A 20,869-nucleotide genomic window follows, 5' to 3' on the forward strand; every position below is an offset into this window, starting at 1 on the left:
GTTTGACTGATACTCAGGAAGAAGTTTTGGGCAATGCAGAGGGGGTCTACCTGTTCCCCCTCTCCTACGCCCAGCAGCGGCTGTGGTTTCTCGACCAGCTCATGCCCGGCAATCCAGCCTATAACATCTCAACGGCAGTCAGACTTCAAGGAACATTGCACCCGGATGCGCTGTTTCAAGCACTGCGGCAGATCGCAGCGCGGCATGAAACGCTGGTCACTTCGTTTCGCGAGGTCGACGGCGCCCCGATGCAGGTGATCGACCCGGAGCTCACACTCGACCTGGCTCTGCTCGACCTGAGCGGATACGGGCCGGACGAACAAGGAGCGCAAATGGCGGCGCGGATCGCCGCACAATCGCAGGAGCCGTTTGATCTGCAGACGGCCCCGCTCCTGCGCCTCAGCCTGCTCAAGCTGTCCGAAGCGGAGCACGTGCTGCTGTTGACGATGCATCACATCATCTCCGACGGCTGGTCGATGAACGTGATGATTCACGAGCTGTCCCTGCTTTACAACGCAGCGATCAGCGGGGGAGCGGCAACGCTTCCGGAACTGGCCATCCAGTATGCCGATTACGGCGAGTGGCAGCGCGAGTATCTGGAAAGCGGCGTGCTGGCTGAACAGCTCGCCTACTGGCGGGAGAAGCTCGGCGGCGATCTGCCGATCCTGCAGTTGCCTGCCGACCGCAAACGCCCGGTCGTGCAGACGCAGCGCGGAGCGCTCGAGATCTTCCTCGTGCCGCTCGAACTCGCCGACAAACTGCGCGCTTTGAGTCAGCGGGAAGGCGTCTCGCTGTTCATGACGCTGTTGGCAGCGTTCAAGACGCTGCTGTTCCGCTACACCAACCAGACCGATCTGCTGGTCGGCACGCCGATCGCCGGGCGCACGCGCGAGGAGATCGAGCCATTGATCGGATTTTTTGTCAACACCTTGGTCATGCGCACCGAGCTTTCCGGCAACATCTCCTTCCGCGAGCTGTTGCAGCGGGTCAAGAACACCGCATTTGATGCGTACGCCCATCAGGACGTGCCGTTTGAAAGGCTGGTCGAAGAGCTGGCCCCGGAGCGCAACCTCAGCCACACCCCGCTGTTTCAGGTGATGTTCAATCTGCAAAACACCTCGGTGGAAGGAATGTCCCTGACCGGTCTGACCCTCGAGGCGCTCGATGTCGACACCGGCTCGGCGGGCTTCGACCTGACGCTTTCGATGACCGAAGGCAAGGCAGGCATCACGAGTCGCTTCGAATACAACTGCGATCTGTTTGACCGCTCGACGATCGAGCGGATGGTCACCCATTTCCTGACCCTGCTCGAAGCGGCGGCAGGCAGCCCGGAGGCAGAGCTTGGCGCTTTGCCGATCCTGACCGAAGCGGAGCGGACGCTGGTCATCGAGACGTTCAACAACAACACGGTCGATGTGCCGGAAGAACTGTGCATGCATCAGCTGTTTGAGCGCCAGGCGGAATTGCTGCCTGACGCGGTCGCGGTGGAATATCTCGACGAAAAACTGACCTATCGCGAGCTGAATCAGCGGGCCAACCGGCTGGCACATCATCTGCAACAACTTGGCGTCGGGCCGGAAAAATTGGTCGGTCTCTGCATTCATCGCTCGCTGGATCTCGTCGTCGGACTGCTCGGCATCCAGAAGGCGGGCGGCGCCTTCCTGCCGCTCGATCCGGACTATCCGCCGGAGCGTCTGCGCTATCTGCTCGAAGATGCGCAGGCGGCGGTGCTGCTGACCGAATCGCAACTCTTGCCTCAACTGCCGGAGCACAGTGGGCATACCGTCTGCTTTGACATCGATGCGGAGAAGATCGCAGCACAAAGTGCGGACAACTGCCAAAGCGACGTGCGGCCGGAGAACCTCGCCTACGTGATCTACACCTCCGGCTCGACCGGCGCGCCGAAAGGGGCGATGCTGGAGCACCGCAATGGTGTTTCACACCACTACGGTGTGATCGACCGCTATAACGTGCAGCCGAGCGACCGCATCGTGCAGTTCACGTCGATCTCGTTCGACGTGACGGTCGAAGAGATCTTTCCGACGCTGGCCTGCGGGGCGACGGTGGTCTTGCGCCCGCACCGCACGCTGACTTCGAGCGAGGAGTTTCTGGCCTGGCTCGGCGAGCAGCAGATTTCCAAGTTCAACCCGCCGACCGCCTATATGCATGCGTTCTTGCAGGATCTCGCCGAGCAGGGGCTGACCCTGCCGCCGACGCTGCGCCTGCTGATCGCAGGCGGCGAGCGCATGCAGCCGGCGCTGGTCCGCGCCTGGCGCGAAGTGGCGACGGAGCACAACGCCTTGTACAACGGCTATGGCCCGACCGAAACCACGGTCACGGCGACCGTCTACAACGAAACGTTGCCCGATGATGACATCCCGATCGGCCGCCCGGTCGCCAATGCGCAGACGTACGTGCTCGATGACCGGCTCCAGCCGGTGCCGATCGGCGTGCCCGGCGAGCTGTACATCGGCGGGAAGAACGTCGGGCGCGGCTACCTCGGCCGCCCCGAGCTGACCGCCGAGCGCTACCTGCCCAATCCATTCCGGCCGGGCGAACGGATCTACAAGACGGGTGACATCGTCCGCGTTCGGGCGGACGGCAACCTGCTCTACCTCGGACGCGGCGACGGCCAGGTGAAGATCCGCGGCTACCGCATCGAGCTTGGAGAAGTGGAAAACGCGCTGGCCGAAGCGACGGGCGTGCGCGAAGCGGTCGTGCTCGACCGCGAAGACACGCCGGGACAGAAGTACCTCGCCGCTTATGTCACGCTCAAGGAGACAGGGCAGACCTCATCCGACCTGCGCAAGGAACTGGCCGAACGCCTGCCCGACTATATGATCCCTTCGGTGTTCGTCATCCTCGACGAGATGCCGATGACGCCAAACGGCAAAGTCAACCGCGCGGCGCTGCCGAAGCCGGACAGCGCCCGCCCCGAACTTGGGACCGACTACATCGCGCCGAAGACGGAGCTGGAGATGACGATCGCCGAGATCTGGCAGGAGGTGCTCGGGGTTAAGCGCGTCGGCGTCCACGACAACTTCTTTGAACTGGGCGGCGGGTCGCTGCTGATTCTGCAGGTGCACCGCAAGCTGAAAGAGCGCATCGGGGTAGAGACTTCGGTCGTGCAGCTGTTCCAGTACCCGACCGTCAGCGCCTTGGCCAAATTCTTAGGCGATGCGGGCGACGAGACTTCGGTCAAACAGGGACAGGACCGTGCCGACCGCCGCAAAGATTTGAAATCGCGCCGCGCTGCAAGGACGAAGAATCGAAGAGACTAGGGGGGCTTTTGCATCATGAGTTATGGGGATTTTTCTGACCGCGTCGACGAGATTGCGGTCGTCGGCCTCGCCGGACGCTACCCGGATTCGAACAACCTCGATGAGTTCTGGGAACATCTGCGCCAAGGCCATGAATTGATCTCGTTTTTTACCGACGAAGAGCTGATCGCAGCCGGGCATGATCCGGCGGTGATCGGCGATCCGAACTACGTGAAGGCGGCTGCGCTGCTGAAGGGCGTCGACCAGTTTGACGCCGGCTTCTTCGGCTTCAACCCGCGCGAGGCGGAGATCCTCGACCCGAACCACCGCTTCTTCCTCGAAGCGTGCTGGGAAGCGCTGGAGAACGCCGGGGTCAACCCGGATGCGTATCCGGGCGCGATCTCCGTCTACGGCGGCCAGGCGATGAACCGCTATCTGCTTCTGAACCTGCTGCCCAACCGCGCTGCGGTGGCCAACGTTGGCGAACTGCAGGTGATGATGGGCAATGAGAAAGACTTTCTGACCACTCGTGTCTCTTACAAGCTGAACTTGAAAGGGGCGAGCGTCAACGTCCAGACCGCCTGCTCCACGTCGCTCGTCGCCGTGCACATGGCGACACAGGCTTTGCTGAACGGCGAGTGCGACATGGCGCTGGCCGGTGGCGTGTCGGTGATCCATCCGAAGACGGGCTACCTGTACACCAAAGGCAGCGTGATGTCGCCCGACGGCCACTGCCGCGCGTTTGACAAAGACGCCCAAGGCAGCACGCAAGGCTCAGGCGTCGGCGTCGTCGTGCTGAAGCGGATCGAAGACGCGATCGCCGACGGCGACACGATCTACGCCGTGATCAAAGGATCGGCGGTCAACAACGACGGCGAGCAGAAGGTCGGCTACACCGCGCCGAGCATCAACGGCCAGTCGGCGGCGATCTCCGAAGCGTTGGCGATCGCCAACGTCGAGGCGGACACGATCTCCTATGTCGAGACGCACGGTACGGCGACGGAGCTGGGCGACCCGATCGAAGTCGCGGCTTTGACGCAGGTCTACCGCGATGCGACCGACGAAGCGAAATTCTGCGCCCTCGGCTCGGTCAAAACGAACGTCGGCCACACCGATTCGGCCGCCGGTGTGACCGGCCTGATCAAAACGATCTACCAGCTCAAGCACAAAGAACTGGTGCCGAGCCTGCACTTCCATGAGCCGAACCCGAAGTTTGACGACTGGGACAACGGCCCGTTCTATGTGAACACCGAGCTGAAGCACTGGGCGGCAGGCGACACGCCGCGCCGCGCCGGCGTTTCCTCCTTTGGCATCGGCGGCACGAACGCGCACGTGGTGCTCGAAGAGTTCCCGGAGCGCACGAGCGGCCCGACCAAGCGCAAAAGCCAGCTGGTGATCCTCTCGGCGAAAAGCGAGCGCTCCTTGGAACTGATGACCGACAACCTGAAAGACCATCTGCAACAACACCCCGAGCAAGCGTTCGCCGATGTGGCGCACACCTTGCAAGTTGGGCGCAAGGCGTTCAATCACCGCCGCGCCCTGGTGGCAGCCGATGCGGCAGACGCTGCGCAGGCGCTGGCGACGCGCGATCCGCGGCGTCTGCTCAGCGCGGTCAACGAGGTGGAGAACCGCCAGGTGGCGTTCCTGTTCCCGGGCGTCGGCGATCAGTATGTGAACATGGTCAAAGAGCTGTACGAGACGGAGCCGGTGTTCCAGGAGCAGCTCGACGTCTGCTTTGACAAGTTGCAGCCGCTCGTCGGCCGCAACCTGCGCGACGTGCTGTTCCCGGCCGGAGCTGCCGCCGCAAGCGCGGCCCCGAAGCAGGGGATCGACTTGCGCCAGATGCTGCGCCGCGACGCGTCCGCCCCGGACGCCGCGTCGCAGGAGCTGACCAAGACCGAATACTTGCACCCGACGGTGTTCGCCGTGGAATATGCGCTGGCCCAGCTGCTGATCGACTGGGGCATCACGCCGTCTTCCCTGATCGGCTACTCGCTCGGCGAATACGTGGCGGCGACCGTCGCCGGCGTCTTCGAGCTCGACGATGCCTTGCAGCTCGTCGCCAAGCGCGCCCAACTGATCGCCAAGCTCCCGGGCGGGGCGATGCTCGCCGTGCCGCTGTCGGCAGAAAAGGTGGCTCCGCTGCTCGGCGCTGACTTGCAGATCGCCACGATCAACACGCCGGAGCACCTCGTCGTCTCCGGCCCGGAAGAAGCGGTGGCCGCGCTGGAACTGAGCTTGCGGGCGCAAGGCCTCTCCTCGATCCGCGTCGCTTCGACGCACGCGTTCCACTCCAAGATGATGGAGCCGATCGCCGAGGAGTTCCAGGCGCTGATCGCTTCCTTCCAGATACAGGCGCCGGAGATTCCATTCATCTCCAACGTGACCGGCACGTGGATCACCGAGCAGGAAGCGGTCGATCCGGCTTACTGGGCCAAGCATCTCTGCCAGACGGTGCGCTTTGCGGAAGGCATCGCCGAACTGGCACAGGATGACGCGCTGGCCCTGATCGAGGTCGGTCCGGGCACTACGCTCTCCTCGTTCGCCCTGCAGGCGAAGGGCAATTTGACCGCGCTGCCGACGATCCGCGCTTCCTACGACGGGCAGTCGGACACGGCGTTCCTGTTGAACACGGTAGCGAACCTGTGGCTGTCTGGCGTCGAAGTCGATTTTGCCAAGCGCAATGAACAGGAAGACCGCCTGCGCGTGCCGCTCCCGACCTACGGCTGGGACCGCCAGCGCTATTGGATCGACGGCTCGGCGGCGACAGTTGCCGCTCCGACCGCCGTCATCGAAACGCCTCAGCAGGCCGATGTTCTGCCTCCGGTGGCAGAGCGCTTCTACACTCCGGTCTGGAAGCAGGCGCTGCCGCTGACCGCCGAGGACGCAGCAGCAGGGGAAGCAAAACGCCTGCTGGTGCTCGGCGACGATACGCCGTTCACCGCCGGACTGGTCTCTCGCCTGCAAGCGGCCGGCCATGCGGTGCAGACTCTCTCGTCGCTCACCGACTTCGAAAGCCGCCTGACAGCGGAAAGCCTCCCGACGCACATCGTGCACCTGTGGAGCTTGACGGCAGCCGAGCCGACTTTTGAGGAAGCGCAGCAGAGCGGGCTGTTCTCGCTGCTCAGCATCGGGAAAGCGTTGGCGCAGCTGGAGCCGGCCGAACGGGTCGAGCTTGCCGTGATCACCAACGGCCTGTTTGGAATCGAAAGCCGCGACGAAACGCTCCCGGCGAAAGCGACGTTGCTGTCGCCGCTGCGCGTGCTGCCGCAAGAGGTGCCGAATGTGGGCACCCGCGCTTACGACATTCTGCTCCCGCAGCCGGGCTCGAAAGCGGAAGCGCGCCTGCTCGATGCGCTGGCGCTCGACTTGCAACAGCAGCCGGACGTGCGACTGACCGCCTACCGCGGGGCGCAGCGCTGGACGCAGGCGTATGAAAAAGCGGCTCTGCCGGAGCAGCCGCGCCTGCGCGAAGGCGGTGTCTACTTGCTGGCCGGCCTCGGACTGCTCGGGCAAAGCATCGCCCAAGCGGTCGCTGCGACGCCAAACGTCAAGTTGGCCATCGTGACCCGCACCGGCGCTGCCGGCCGTGAGGAAGCGGTGCAGAAGCTGCAGGCGGCAGGCGCGGACGTGCTGCTCCTGCAAGGCGATGTGGCCGATGCTGACGCGATGAAACAGGCGGTGGCCGCCACCATCGCCAAGTGGGGCGTGCTGCACGGCGTCCTGCATGCGGCGGCAGACGCCGGCCCGGACACGATCTCCGTGATCGCCGAGGCTTCAGAAGCGGATCTCGGCCAGCACTTCCAAGGCCGCGTCCATGGCCTGCACGCGCTGCACGCGGCGCTGGAAGGCATGAGCCTCGACTTCGTGTTCACGGCGTCGACCCTGGCGGCGGTGCTCGGCGGATGGGGCTTTGTCGGCCCTGCTGCCGGTCACCTGTACATGGATGCCTGGGTGGCGCAGATCAACGAGGACAGCGACACGCCATGGATCACGCTCGGCTTCGACCGTCTGGACGAAGCGGAGGTGCGTACGGCGCTGTACCGCGCCTTGTCGGTCGATCCGGTACTGCCGCTGGTGCTCTCCAACCAGGAGTTGAACCGCAGCATCGAGAAATTTATTCACCAAGGCGGCGCGTCCGCTGCCGCTGTGCAGACGGCGGGCGGAAGCGGTGCGCGTCACCCGCGCCCGAATTTGAAAAATGCGTACGTCGAGCCGGGCACCGAGCTCGAAGAGATGATCGCGGAGATCCTGCAGGACCTGCTTGGCATCGAGCAGATCGGCATCCACGACAACTTCTTCCAGCTCGGCGGCAACTCGCTGCTCGGCACGCAAGTGGTATCGCGCCTGCGCACCACCTTCCAAGTCGACCTGCCGCTGCGCGTCCTGTTCGAAGCGAACACGGTCGCCGACATGGCGGTCGTCATCGAAGACATCATGATCGCTGAGCTCGAAGCGATGAGCGACGAAGAGATCGCCAGCCTGCAAGAGCAGAACTAATCGAACATCGACCTATCCAACTTTCACTATAATCAGGAGGTACTACCCACATGGAAACCAACAAAGCAAAGATCCGCGAATTTCTGTCCCGCCACTTCAAAAGCCAAGAGCTGAGCGACGATGACGACATCTTCGCCCTCGGTTTTGTCAACTCGCTGTTTGCGATGCAGATGGTGATGTTCGTCGAAGGCGAATTCGGCATCCGCGTCGAGAACGAAGATCTCGACCTCGACAATTTCCGCACCGTCAATGCAATCGCAGCGCTCGTAGAAAAGAAGGCAGCCTAAACAGGGCTGTCTTCGCAAAGGAGGAGAACTCATGGAAGCGACGCAAAAGACAAAAAAGAAGGACGACAAAAAGACGATCAAGTGTGTGGTCTGGGATCTCGACAACACCGTCTGGGACGGCGTTCTGCTCGAAGACGAGCATGTCATTTTGAAAGGTGAAGTGGTCGACATGATCAAGGAGCTCGATGCCCGCGGCATCCTGCAGTCGATCGCCTCGAAGAACAACCATGAGGACGCGATGCGCAAGCTGGAGGAGTTCGGCATCGCCGAATACTTCCTCTATCCGCAGATCAACTGGAACTCGAAAGCGTCGTCGATCGAACAGATCGCCAAGCTGATCAACATCGGTATCGACACGTTTGCGTTTGTCGACGACCAGCCGTTTGAGCGCGAGGAAGTCGCGTTCAGCCATCCGCAGGTCTTGTGCCTCGATGCGTTGAGCCTCGACGGTATGCTCGAGCTCGACGTGATGATCCCGCGCTTTATCACCGACGATTCCAAACAGCGCCGCCAGATGTACATGGCGGACATCGCGCGCAAGAAGGTGGAAGATGACTTTGTCGGCCCGACCGATGAGTTTCTTGCTTCGCTCGACATGTCCTTCACGATCGCTCCGGCGACGGTGGAAGACTTGAAACGCGCGGAGGAGCTGACCCAGCGCACCAACCAACTGAACACCACCGGCTACACGTACAACTACGACGAACTTGATGAATTCCGCAAATCTGACAACCACCTGCTCTTGATCGCCGGTCTGAACGACAAATACGGCACGTATGGCAAAATCGGCCTGGCGCTCGTCGAGACGGGCGAGGAGATCTGGAAGATCAAGCTGCTCCTGCTCTCTTGCCGCGTCATGTCGCGCGGCGTCGGCTCGATCCTGATCAACCATATCCTGCAATCGGCTAAAGAGGCCGGCAAGCGCCTGCAGGCAGAATTTTTGCAGACCGACCGCAACCGGATGATGTACATCACGTACAAGTTTGCCGATTTCAAAGAAGTAGACAAACAGGGGGATCTGATCGTGTTCGAAAACGATCTGACCCGCATCCAACCGTTCCCGGAATACGTGAACGTACAGATTGGCTAAATTGGCGAGGAACGAAGAACAGAACTTTCCCCGCAGGCGGACGCTTGCGGGGGCTTTGTTCTTTTTCCTTTTCTTGGAGGATGTTGCATGTCGATCAAACAGGATCTTACAACCCGCAAATCCAACCTGTCTGCCGAGAAGCGCGCGCTGCTTGAAAAGCGGCTGAAAGGCCAGCTCAGCGTCCCGGCCAAACAAGCCATCCCCAAGCGCTCCGGTCACGGTCCGGCCGATCTGTCGCTCGGGCAGCAGCGGTTGTGGTTTTTCCATCAGTTTCAGCCGGAGGACGCGTCGGACAACATTCCGTATGCGGTGCGGCTGTACGGCAAGCTGGACGTGCAGGCGATGCAGCAGGCGATCAGCGAAGTTGTCAAGCGCCATGAAGCGCTGCGCACCAATGTCCAGCTGGTCGACGACCTTCCCAAGCAGGTGATCTCCCCCGAACTGCACGTGCCGCTGCCGGTGCTCGATCTGACCGCGGCGCCGGCCGCGAAGCGTGAGGCCGTGATCGACGAGCACAGCCGCGCTGAGGCGCGCAAGCCGTTCGATCTGGCGCGCGATCCGCTGATCCGTTGCACGCTGCTGCATCTTGGCGAGGCTGACTTTGCGCTGCTGCTGACCTTGCATCACCTCATCGCCGACGGCTGGTCGATGGAGCTGATCATGCGCGAAGTGGCGATGAGCTACCATGCGCTGGCGCAAGGCAAACAGCCCGGCTTGCCGGCGCCGGACGTGCAATTTGCCGACTACGCACAGTGGCAGCTCGAACAGCTCAGCGGAGAAGTGTGGCAAAAGCAGCTCGGCTACTGGAAAGAGCGGCTCGGCGGCCAGTTGCCCGTGTTGCAACTGCCGACCGACCGTCCCCGTCCGGCGGTGATGACGACCAACGGGTCGCTGTTGCACTTCACCTTCCCGCTCGCGCTGCAGACCCGCCTGCAGGCGATCTGCGCCGAAGAACAGGTGACGCTGTTCATGCTGCTGTTGGCCGCTTACCAGACGCTTTTGTACCGCTACAGCGGCCAAGAGGAGCTTCTGGTCGGCACGGCGGTGGCCGGACGCAACCGCGCGGAACTGGAGAACACGGTCGGCAATTTCGTCAACACGCTGGTGCTGCGCGCCGAGCTTGGCGACGGCCTGACGTTTCGCGAGTTTTTGCAGCAGGTGAAAACAACGGCGCTGGGCGCGTTTGCCCATCAGGAGGTGCCGTTTGAGAAGGTGATCGAAGAGGTGCAGCCGGAGCGGAACATGGGACACACGCCTTTGTTTCAAGTGCTCTTTTTGCTCCAGCCATACGTCGATTCGGCCACGCTGGACCTCGGCGAATTGCGATTCGCACCGCTCTGGGCCGACCAGGGTGCGGTAAAATACGACCAGATGCTCTGGCTGTCCGAAACGGAGACCGGCCTGCGCGGGATGCTCAGCTACAACACCGATCTGTTCGACCGCGCGACGATCGAGCGCACGGTGGCGCATCTGGAGACGCTGCTGACCTCGATCGCCGACGATCCTGCACAGCAATTGTCCGAGCTGAACTTGCTGCCCGCTGCGGAAGCGGTGCAGGTGCTTACGGCATGGAACGACACCCGCGTGCTGTATGCGGAAGACGACCTGTGCACGCACCATCTGTTTGAACGGCAGGCGGAGCGCACGCCCGATGCGGCGGCGCTGGTGTTTCATCAGGAGATCTATACCTACCGTGAGCTGAACGAGCGGGCGAACCAGGTCGCGCACCGGCTGCGGGAGCTGGGCGTCGGTGCCAATGTGCCCGTCGGATTGTGCCTGCATCGTTCGGCGGAGATGATCGTCGGACTTTTGGCAATTTTGAAAGCGGGCGGGCCGTATCTGCCGCTCGACCCGGCCTACCCGAAAGACCGCTTGACCTTCATGCTCGAAGACGCGCAGGCGCCGGTGATCTTGACCCAGCAAAGCCTGGTCGACGACTTGCCGCCGCATGCGGCCGAGCTCGTGCTGTTGGACGACCTGTCCGCGTTTGACTCGTACAGCACAGCGAACCCGCAGGCGACGGTCACACCGTTAGACCTCGCGTTCCTCCTGTACACGTCCGGCTCGACGGGGCGACCGAAAGGCGTTGCTATGGGGCACCGCGCCTTGTGCAACCTGCACCTCTGGCAGTTGAACGATTTTGAGTATGGCGGGCCGCGGCGGACGACGATGTTTTATTCGATCAACTTCGACGCGGCGTTTCAAGAGGTGTTTTCGACCTTGGCTTCCGGCGGCACGCTGTACGTGCTGGACGAAGCGACGCGCCGCGATTCGCACAAGCTCCTGCGCTATCTCGCCGACGAGAAGATCGAGCGCGCCTTCATGGCCTTTATCGCTATGCAACACCTCGCCGAAGCGGCCGAAACGTCGACCGCCATGCCGCAACTGCGCGAGCTGGTCACGGCCGGCGAGCAGTTGCAGATCACCCGTCATATCGTCAGCTGGCTGTCCGGCATGGCAGGCGTCGTCGTCTACAACCAGTACGGCCCGACCGAAAGCCATGTCGTCACCTCGTACACCCTGCAGGATGATCCGGCCCGGTGGCCGGCCTTGCCATCGATCGGCAAGCCGATCGCCAATGCTGAGATCTATGTGCTGGACAAGCGTCTGCGCCCCGTTCCGGTCGGCGTGCACGGCGAGCTGTACATCGGCGGCACTCCGCTGGCGGACGGCTATCTGGGGCGGCCCGACCTGACCGAAGAACGCTTTATCCAGCATCCGTTCCGCAGTGAACCGGGCGCGCGCCTCTACAAGTCGGGCGACCTCTGCCGCTGGCTGCCCGACGGGACGCTCGAATACATCGGCCGCGCCGACCATCAGGTGAAGATTCGCGGGTTCCGCGTCGAGCTCGGCGAAGTGGAAGCGGTCGTCCGCCAGCATCCGCAGGTGCGGGAGGCGGCGGTGATCGCTGTCGACAAACGCCTGGTCGCGTATATCGTGCCGGAAGCGGCTCCCGTTCCGTATGCGGACGTGAAAGGGTGGCTCTTGGAGCGCCTGCCTGACTACATGGTGCCGACATTTGCGATGTTTCTGGCGACGATGCCGCTCACACCGAGCGGCAAGATCAATCGCCTCGGGCTGCCTGCGCCCGACTGGTCGCAGCTGGACGAGACGACATATGTGGCGCCGCGCACCGCTGCGGAAGCAAGCGTGGCCCAGATCTGGAGCGAAGTGCTCCGCGTGCCGAACGTGGGCATGCAGGACAACTTCTTCGATCTCGGCGGGCATTCGCTGCTCGCCACGCAGGTCATCTCCCGCCTGAACCGCGCATTCGGCGCGGAGATCCCGCTGCGCGAACTGTTCGAGAATCCGACGCCGGCCGGTGTGGCCGCCTGGATTGAGACGCGGGGAACAGCAGCTCCTGAAGAGTTGATCCTTCCGCAGCCGGATGCACCGCAGCTGCTGTCTTTCGCGCAAAACCGGCTCTGGCTGCTCGACCGGCTGATGCCCGCCTCGACCGCCTATTCGCTGTCCTCCGCCATCCGCATGCAAGGTGCGCTCGATGTCGAGCGACTGCGGATTGCTTTGAGCGGCGTCGTGGAACGACATCAGTCTCTGCGCGCCAACTTCCGCGAGCGAAACGGCGAAGCGGAGCTGGTGATCCGCGGGGCGGCTGAGCAGGAACTGCCGGTCTATGACCTGACCGATCTCCCGGCAGCTGCGCGGGAGCAGGAAGCGGAGCGTTTGATCCGCGCGGAGGCGGAGCGTCCCTTCGATCTGGAAAAAGACGCCCTGCTGCGCACCGTCCTGCTGCGCCTCGGCCCTGCTGAACATGTCTGTGTCCTCACGATGCACCACATCATCACCGACGGCTGGTCGAACCAATTGCTGGTCGACGAGCTTTGCGCGCTGTATGCAGGAGAAGCGTTGCCGGAGCTGCCTTTGCAGTACCACGACTATGCACGCTGGCAGCACGAGTGGATGAGCAGCGGCGGCATCGAGGAGCAGCTCGCCTATTGGAAACAGGCGCTCGGCGGCGACCTGCCTGTGCTGGAGCTGCCGGCCGATCGTCCTCGTCCGGCGATGCGCAGCGGGCATGGTGCCACTTACCGTATTGCCTTGCCGGGTGCTATCGCTGAAGGGTTGCGTCAGGCGGCGTGGCGCGAACAGGGCATCACGCTGCACATGGTGCTGCTGGCGGCGTTCAACGTGCTGCTGCACCGTTACACCGGGCAGACCGATCTGCTGGTCGGCACCCCGATCGCCGGACGCAACCGCAGCGAGTTCGAGCGCTTGATCGGCTTGTTCGTCAACACGCTGGTCGTGCGCACCGACCTGTCCGGCGCGCCGACGTTTGGCGAGCTGCTCACGCGGGTCAAACAAGCGGCGCTCGACGCTTACACGCACCCTGACGTGCCGTTTGAAAAGCTGGTCGAGGAGCTGCAGCCGAAGCGGAGCATGAGCCATACGCCGCTGTTCCAAGTGCTGTTCTCGATGCAGAACATGCCGCAGTCGACCGCTTCCTTCGCAGGGATTACCGCCGAAAGCATCGTGCTCGACACCGGGGGCAGCAAATGCGACCTGTCCTTGTATGTGGCAGAACAGGAACACGGGCTGGACGCGCACTTCGAGTATGCGACCGACCTGTTTGACGATGCGACGATCGCACGCATGGCGGAGCATTATACCTTGCTCCTGCAAGCGTTGACTGCAGCGCCTGACGCACCGGTCGGCGAAGTTCCGTTCTTGCCGCCGGCGGAGCGGGCGCGCCTGCTGGGCGAGTTTAACGACACGGCGCAAGCGTTCCGTCAAGAGGTCTGCCTGCACCAGTTCTTTGAAGAGCAGGCTGCCAGACAGCCGCAGGCGACGGCGCTCGTCGACGGTGAAGACCGCCTGACCTATCGCGAGCTGAACGAGCGCGCCAACGCTGTCGCACACCGCCTGCAGCAGATGGGCGTCGGCCCGGAGACGCTGGTCGGCGTGTACATGGAGCGCCGGGCGGAGCTCTTGATCGGCTTGCTCGGCGTGCTGAAGGCGGGCGGGGCGTATGTGCCGCTCGATCCGAACTATCCGCAGGAGCGCGTGCTGTACACGATGGAAGATGCCAAACTGGCGGTGCTGCTGACGGCAGAACACCTGCATGCCGGGCTTCCGGACACCGGAGTGCCGGCTTTGTATCTGCCGCTGGCGGACGCTGGCAGGCAGGAGAACCCGGCAGCATCCGCGCAGGCGAACCACCTCGCGTACATCATCTACACCTCCGGCTCGACCGGGCGTCCGAAAGGCGTCGCCATCGAGCATCGCAGCGCCGCAACGATGGTGCAGTGGGCGCTTGCCGAATACGAGGCGCAGGACTGGCAAGGCGTGCTGTTCTCGACGTCGATCTGCTTCGATCTCTCCGTTTATGAGATCTTTGCGACGCTGGCGGCAGGGGGTAAGGTGATCCTTGCCGAAAATGCTTTGTATCTGCCTGAACTGCCGGCTCAAAACGAAGTGACGCTGCTCAACACCGTGCCGTCGGCGATCGCCGAGCTGCTGCGCATGAACGCGGTGCCGGCCGGCGTGCGCACCGTCAACCTCGCCGGTGAAGCGCTGCCGCTTCACCTCGTGCAGCAGCTGTATGCGCTCGGCACGGTGGAAAACGTGTACAACTTGTACGGCCCATCGGAAGACACCACCTACTCGACATACGCGCGGATCGACAAGCAGGCCGAGACGGCGCCGCTGATCGGCCGTCCCCTCGCCAACACGCAAGGCTATGTGCTGGATCAGCATCTGCACCTCGTGCCGATCGGCGTGCCGGGGCAGCTCTACCTGAGCGGTGACGGCTTGGCGCGCGGATATCTGGGACAGGCGGAGCTGACGGCGGAGAAATTCATTCCACATCCGTTCGCGGGCGACCCGGCCGCCCGCATGTACGCGACGGGTGACGCGGTGCGCTGGCTGGCCGACGGGAACCTCGAATACCTCGGCCGCATCGACCGCCAGATCAAAGTGCGCGGGTTCCGCATCGAGCAGGGGGAGATCGAAGCAGCTCTGCTGACACATCCCCTCGTGCAGGCGGCGTACGTGCAGGTGCGCGAAGACAGCGCCGGCGACAAACGCCTCGTCGCCTATGTGGCCCAAGGCGGCCATGATCTCACCGCGAGCGGCCTGCGCGCGCAGCTCAAAGACCGCTTGCCGGAATACATGATCCCGTCCGCCTTCGTGCTGTTGGACAAATTGCCATTGACGCCAAACGGCAAAGTCGACAGCTCATCCCTTCCGGCGCCTGTGTTGAGCCTCGTGCGCGAACGGGCGTATATCGCCCCGCGCAATGAAACGGAGGCGACATTGGCCCACATCTGGCAGGAGCTGTTGTCCACAGGGGATGTCGGAGCAGGAGACAACTTCTTTGAGCTCGGCGGTCACTCGCTGCTGGCGGTGCGCCTGCTGGCGCGGATCGAGGCAGCTTTCGGCAAGATGCTCCCGATGTCCGCCCTGTTCCACAGCCCAACGGTGGAAGCGTTGGCCGAAGAGCTGCTGCAAGGAGGTACAGCGGGGAACGGCAGGCTGGTGCCGCTGCAGCCGCAGGGCACGCAGACGCCGCTGTTCCTCGTCCACCCGATCGGCGGCAGCGTGTTCTGCTACCGGTCGCTCGCCGCTGCGCTTGGCCCCGATCAGCCCACGTATGCGCTGCAGGCGCCGGGTCTTTTCGCAGGGGAGGAACTGCCCGGCTCGGTGGAAGCGCTGGCGGAGCAATACGTCGCCGAGATCCGCACGGTGCAGGCGCACGGCCCGTACCGCCTCGGCGGCTGGTCGTTTGGCGGCGTCATCGCGCTGGAGATGGCGCGCCGTCTGCAAGCGGCAGGTGAGGCTGTCGAACAGCTCGTGCTGTTCGATTCGTACGCCGAGCTCCTGCAGAAGGACGCGGAGGAAAGCGTGCTGCTCGCCGCCTTCTTCACCGACAGTGCAGGCTTGGCGGGCGCAGATGTGTCCGCTTTTGCCGCGGAAGCAGCGACGCTTTCCGAAGCAGACCTCCCGCGCCTGCTGCCGCAAGCGAAGCAGAGCGGACTCCTGCCCGCCGATGTCAGCGTGGAGCAGCTGCTCCGCCTCTACCGCGTGTTCCGCGCCAACCGGCTCGCCTACGCCGCGTATCAGGCGGCTCCGTACCAAGGCGATGTCCTGCTCCTGCACGCGGCGGACAGCGCGAGCGTCTCCGGCTGGCAGCAGGTCGTGCAAGGCACGCTGTATGCGGAAGCGGTACAAGGCGACCATTTCACCTTGCTGCAGCCGCCGAATGTACTTCATATTGCCCAAGCCTTGCAAACGGCTCTTGGCGTGAAGGGGGAAGCCTGATGCACCACTCGTTGCACGCAGATCATCTCGCGGTTCGCCCGTACAGCCTGAAACTGGGCGGCGCGCGATGAACCGCACCTTTTACCTCTATGTCAACGCGTTTTCCCATCTCGGTACGATGATGGACATGATCGTGGTCAACTCGCTGATGATCTCGCTCACCGGTGGCAACACGCTGTGGCTGTCGGCGTGCCTCGGGATCCGCGTGTTGGGCGGCCTGCTCGCCTCGCTGTATTCGGGCGTGCTGGCCGACCGCTTTGACCGCAAGAAGATCATGCTGTTCACCGACTTTGCCCGCGCGGCGCTGCTTTTGCTGATCATCGCTTTTCCCACCCCGGTGATGATCCTCATCATCTCGTTTCTGATCGGCTTCCTCGCGACGTTCTTCCAAGTCGCGTTCAGCGCCGAAGTCCCGCAGATCTTCGGTGAAGACAAAGTGCTGGAAGTCAACGCCTTGATCATGCGCCTGAGCTCGATCGCCATGGTCATCGGCTTCTTCTCATCGGGCATCGTCACGGAGAAATTTGGCTTCACGACGGTGCTGGCGGTCGACGCCTTGTCGTTCGTCCTCTCCGGCGTCGCGCTGCTGCTGATGAAATGGGAGCGCACGAGCCGCCCGCCGCGGCCCGCAGTGCCGGCCAAAGGCAAGCTCGCGTCGATCCTCGAAGACTTGCGCGAAGTCAAGCGCTACCTCTGGCTGAAGCCGCTGCTGCTGACCGTTTTTGGCGTCTATCTCGTCCAGACGGCCGGTGCGAGCGGGCACAACGTCGGCATTCCGCTGTTGGCAGCCGCCCTTGACCCGGCGGCGCAGGCGAAGATCTACGGTTTCATCTGGGGCACGTGGGGGATCGGGAGCGTCGCTGCCACCTTCTTGATCGTCAAGCTCGAGCTGATTAAAAAGCACCTTTACGGCTTTTACTACGGGACGGCCGTGCTCGCCGGACTCGGCTTTATCACCTTTTTATCCAGTGAAAATCCGTGGCTGATCTTCCCGGTCGTCTTTCTGGTCGGGGTGAGCGAAGCGGTATGCGGCACGACGTTTAACGTGCTGATGCAGCAGTCTGACAATGCGGTGCGGGGGCGCGTGTTTGGCGTCTCCGCACTGCTCAACCGCTTGGGATTTGCCAGCGGCTTCCTGCTGGTGCCCTTGCTGATGAAAGGCCTGACCATGCCGCAGACGATCTGGGTCTGCCAGGGCGCCGTCATCGCGGCAGTCCTCTGGGCAGTCTGGAGAACGGCCGCCCACACTTCTAAAAAACCGCCGAATAATACGGCCGCGTAAGGAGACGATGCACGATGACCTCTACGGGCGTTTACCTGTTCCCGCTGTCCTATGCGCAACAGCGAATGTGGTTTCTCGATAAATTTGTTCAGGACGGCGCCGCCTACAACATCACCGGTGCGGTCCGCATGCGCGGGGCGCTGGATCTGCTGGCGCTCGCCGATGCGTTGGCTGCCGTTGCAAGGCGCCATGAAACGCTGCACACTTCGTTTCGGGAAGTGGACGGCGAGCTGATGCAGGTGATCGACCCGTCGGCCGAACTGGCTGTCCCGCTGGTCGATGTCAGCCACCTTCAGGGCGAAGCGCAGGACGCGGAAGTGCAGCGGCTGGCCCTGGCTGAGGCACGCACCCCGTTCGACCTGCAGATCGCGCCGCTTCTGCGCACCACGCTGTTGAAGCTGGGCGCCGAGGAGCATGTGCTGCTCGTGACCTTGCACCACATCATCGCCGACGGCTGGTCGATGGGCGTGCTGATCAGGGAGATGGGGGCCTATTACCGCGCCCTGCTTCACGGCGAGCCCGACCCGCTGCCCGAGCTGCCGATCCAATACGCCGACTATGCGAACTGGCAAAAAGAGTACCTCACATCAGGCGTGCTCGACCAGCAGCTCGCTTATTGGCAGGACAAGCTGCAGGGGCCGCTCCCCGTGCTCGATCTGCCGACCGATTTCGCCCGCCCGGCTGTGCAGACGCTGAAAGGGACATTCCGGGAGTTCTTCTTGGACAAAGAGCTGACCGACCGCTTGAAGGAAGTCTCGCTGCAGGAAGGCGTGTCCTTGTTCATGACCTTGCTGGCAGCGTTCAACGTTTTGCTCCATCGCTATACGGGGCAGAATGACCTGATCGTCGGCACTCCGATCGCCGGCCGGACGCGCGAGGAGCTTGAAGGGCTGATCGGTCTGTTTTTGAACACGCTGGCGATCCGCGCCGACCTGTCGGGCGACCCGACGTTTGTCGACGTGCTGGGCCGGGTGCGCGATTCTGCGTTCGGAGCGTATGCGCATCAGGACGTGCCGTTTGAGCGGCTTGTCGAAGAAGTGTCGCAGGCGCGCGACTTGAGCCGCACGCCGTTGTTCCAAGTGATGTTCATCCTGCAAAACGCGCCCAGCGCCGAGGCGGACCTGCCGGGCGTGACGATGGAGACGGTGCAGGTCGACACGGGCACATCCAAATTCGACCTGACGCTGTACCTGACTGAGAAAGAGAACGGGATTTACGGCACGATCGAATACAGCACCGATCTGTTCCGCACAGAGACGGCTGAGCGGATGATGCGCCATTTCCAAAACCTGCTCCGTGCCATCGCGGCCGACCCGGCTGCGAAGATCGGCACCTTGCCGCTGCTCGATGCGGCGGAGCGGACCCAACTGCTCACCGGGTGGAACGAGACGGCAGCGCCGTATCGCGAAGATGGGCTGATCCACGAGCTGATCGCGGAGCAAGCAGCACGAACGCCCGATGCGACGGCGGTGGAATGTGCCGGTGCAGCGCTGACCTTCCGCGAACTGAACGCCCGCGCCAACACTATGGCGCATCGCTTGCAGGAGCAGGGCATCGGTGCGGAAGGGATTGTCGGCATCCGCATGGAGCGGTCCTTGGAAATGATCATCGCCATGCTGGGCGTTCTGAAGGCGGGCGGCGCCTACCTGCCGCTCGACCCGACCTATCCGGCAGAGCGCCTCGCCTTCATGACGGAAGACGCCGGGGTGCAAGTCGTGCTGACCCGCGAGCGGGTCGCCGAAGCTGCCGCGGTCGGCACCGATATCGCGCCGCACTGTCCGGCCGGCCCGGACAACACCGCGTACGTCATTTTCACCTCCGGCTCGACCGGCAAGCCCAAAGGCGTGATGGTGCAGCACAGCAACGTCGTCAACTTCTTCGCCGGAATGGACGAAACGATCGGCTGCAAAGCGGGGGACAGCATTGCTGCCGTGACGTCGATCGGCTTTGACATCTCCGTGCTGGAGCTGTTCTGGACGCTGGCGAACGGCTGTCAAGTCGTTCTGCACACCGAAGCGGATGTGTTGAGCGCCAACTTGCAGCCGGGTGTGACGATGCTGCAGTGCACACCGTCACTGATGGGCATGATGCTCGCCAACGCAGCGGCCCGCCCGGGGCTGCAAGGTTTGCAAAAGATCCTGCTCGGCGGTGAAGCGATGCCGGCTGCATTGGCCCAAACGGTCAAAAGCGAGCTCGGCGCCCGCCTGTTCAACATGTACGGGCCGACCGAAGCGACCGTCTGGGCGACCGTGCACGAAGTGCAGGACGCGACCGTGCCGATCCCGCTCGGCCGTCCGATCGCCAACACCGGGCTGTACATCCTCGACCAGCAATTGCAGCCGGTGCCGGTCGGCGTGGCCGGTGAGCTGCACATCGGCGGGGCAGGCGTGTCGCGCGGCTACCTAGGCCGCGAGGAGCTGACCGCCGAGCGTTTCATCCGGAACCCGTTTGGCGAGGGCCGCCTGTATAAGACGGGCGACCTTGCCGCCTGGAACGCGGATGGCACGGTCAAATACCTCGGCCGCCTCGACCATCAGGTCAAGCTGCGCGGCTTCCGCATCGAGCTTGGCGAGATCGAAACGCGGCTCGCTCAGCATCCGAACGTGCGGGAAGCGGTCGTCACAGCGCCCGACAATCGCGTGCTGGCCGCCTACATCGTAAGCGATGGTCAGGCGCCGACGAGCGGCGACCTCAGGCTCTGGCTGCAGGACGGGCTGCCGGAGTACATGGTGCCTGCGCTGTACATCTTCCTCGACCAGCTGCCGTTGACGCCGAACGGCAAAGTCGACCGCAACGCCTTGCCGCTCCCGGAAGGCGATCGCCCGGAGCTGAGCACAGCATATGTCGCGCCTTCGACGCCGCTGGAGAAGCAGATCGCCGGCATCTGGCAGGAGTATCTGAACGTGGAGAAAGTTGGCGTCAACGACAACTTTTTCGAACTGGGCGGCCAGTCGATCCTCGTCGTCCAGATCCACAGCCGTCTGGCCGAGCTCGGGCACCAGCTCGCGGTCGTCCAGCTGTTCCAATACCCGACGGTGCGCTCGCTGGCGCAGTTCATCACCGGCTCGAACGAAGAAAACGTCGTCGATGCAGGCAAAAACCGCGCCGATACGCGGCAAGCGATGCGCGACCGCAGACAAGCGCGGTCGAATCGGCGAAAATAAAGCGCTGC

7 protein-coding genes are annotated in these 20,869 nt (G+C 63.2%); all 7 read left to right on the forward strand.

Annotated elements, in window-relative coordinates; genetic code table 11:
• Positions 1-2: 2 nt before the first annotated feature.
• The 7 genes from EV586_RS12290 to EV586_RS12320 all read left to right on the forward strand — a co-directional run bounded on the left by EV586_RS12290 (position 3) and on the right by EV586_RS12320 (position 20,861).
• Positions 3-3,281 carry a non-ribosomal peptide synthetase gene (locus EV586_RS12290; protein WP_165898565.1) on the forward strand — a complete coding sequence of 1,093 codons (3,279 nt, stop codon included), beginning with the start codon at positions 3-5 and terminating at the stop codon, positions 3,279-3,281.
• Positions 3,282-3,296: 15 nt separating this feature from the next.
• Positions 3,297-7,760, forward strand: coding sequence for a type I polyketide synthase (locus EV586_RS12295; RefSeq protein ID WP_132945413.1), 4,464 nt, complete (start codon positions 3,297-3,299; stop codon positions 7,758-7,760).
• Between the two features lie 50 nt (positions 7,761-7,810).
• Entirely contained in the window at positions 7,811-8,047 is a 237-nt protein-coding gene (locus EV586_RS12300; protein ID WP_132945414.1) for an acyl carrier protein, read from the forward strand.
• 31 nt (positions 8,048-8,078) lie between these two features.
• Entirely contained in the window at positions 8,079-9,137 is a 1,059-nt protein-coding gene (locus EV586_RS12305; protein ID WP_132945415.1) for an HAD-IIIC family phosphatase, read from the forward strand.
• Positions 9,138-9,224: 87 nt separating this feature from the next.
• Positions 9,225-16,415, forward strand: a complete 7,191-nt coding sequence (locus tag EV586_RS12310; protein ID WP_132945416.1) for an amino acid adenylation domain-containing protein — start codon at positions 9,225-9,227, stop codon at positions 16,413-16,415.
• 67 nt (positions 16,416-16,482) lie between these two features.
• A complete protein-coding gene (locus tag EV586_RS12315) occupies positions 16,483-17,697 on the forward strand; it encodes an MFS transporter (protein WP_132945417.1) in 1,215 nt (404 codons plus the stop codon).
• Between the two features lie 14 nt (positions 17,698-17,711).
• Positions 17,712-20,861: a non-ribosomal peptide synthetase gene (locus EV586_RS12320; RefSeq protein WP_132945418.1), complete on the forward strand. Its 3,150-nt coding sequence runs from the start codon at positions 17,712-17,714 to the stop codon at positions 20,859-20,861.
• Positions 20,862-20,869: the final 8 nt, after the last annotated feature.

The organism is Tumebacillus sp. BK434 (genome assembly GCF_004340785.1).
In the GTDB taxonomy this organism is placed as follows: domain Bacteria; phylum Bacillota; class Bacilli; order Tumebacillales; family Tumebacillaceae; genus Tumebacillus_A.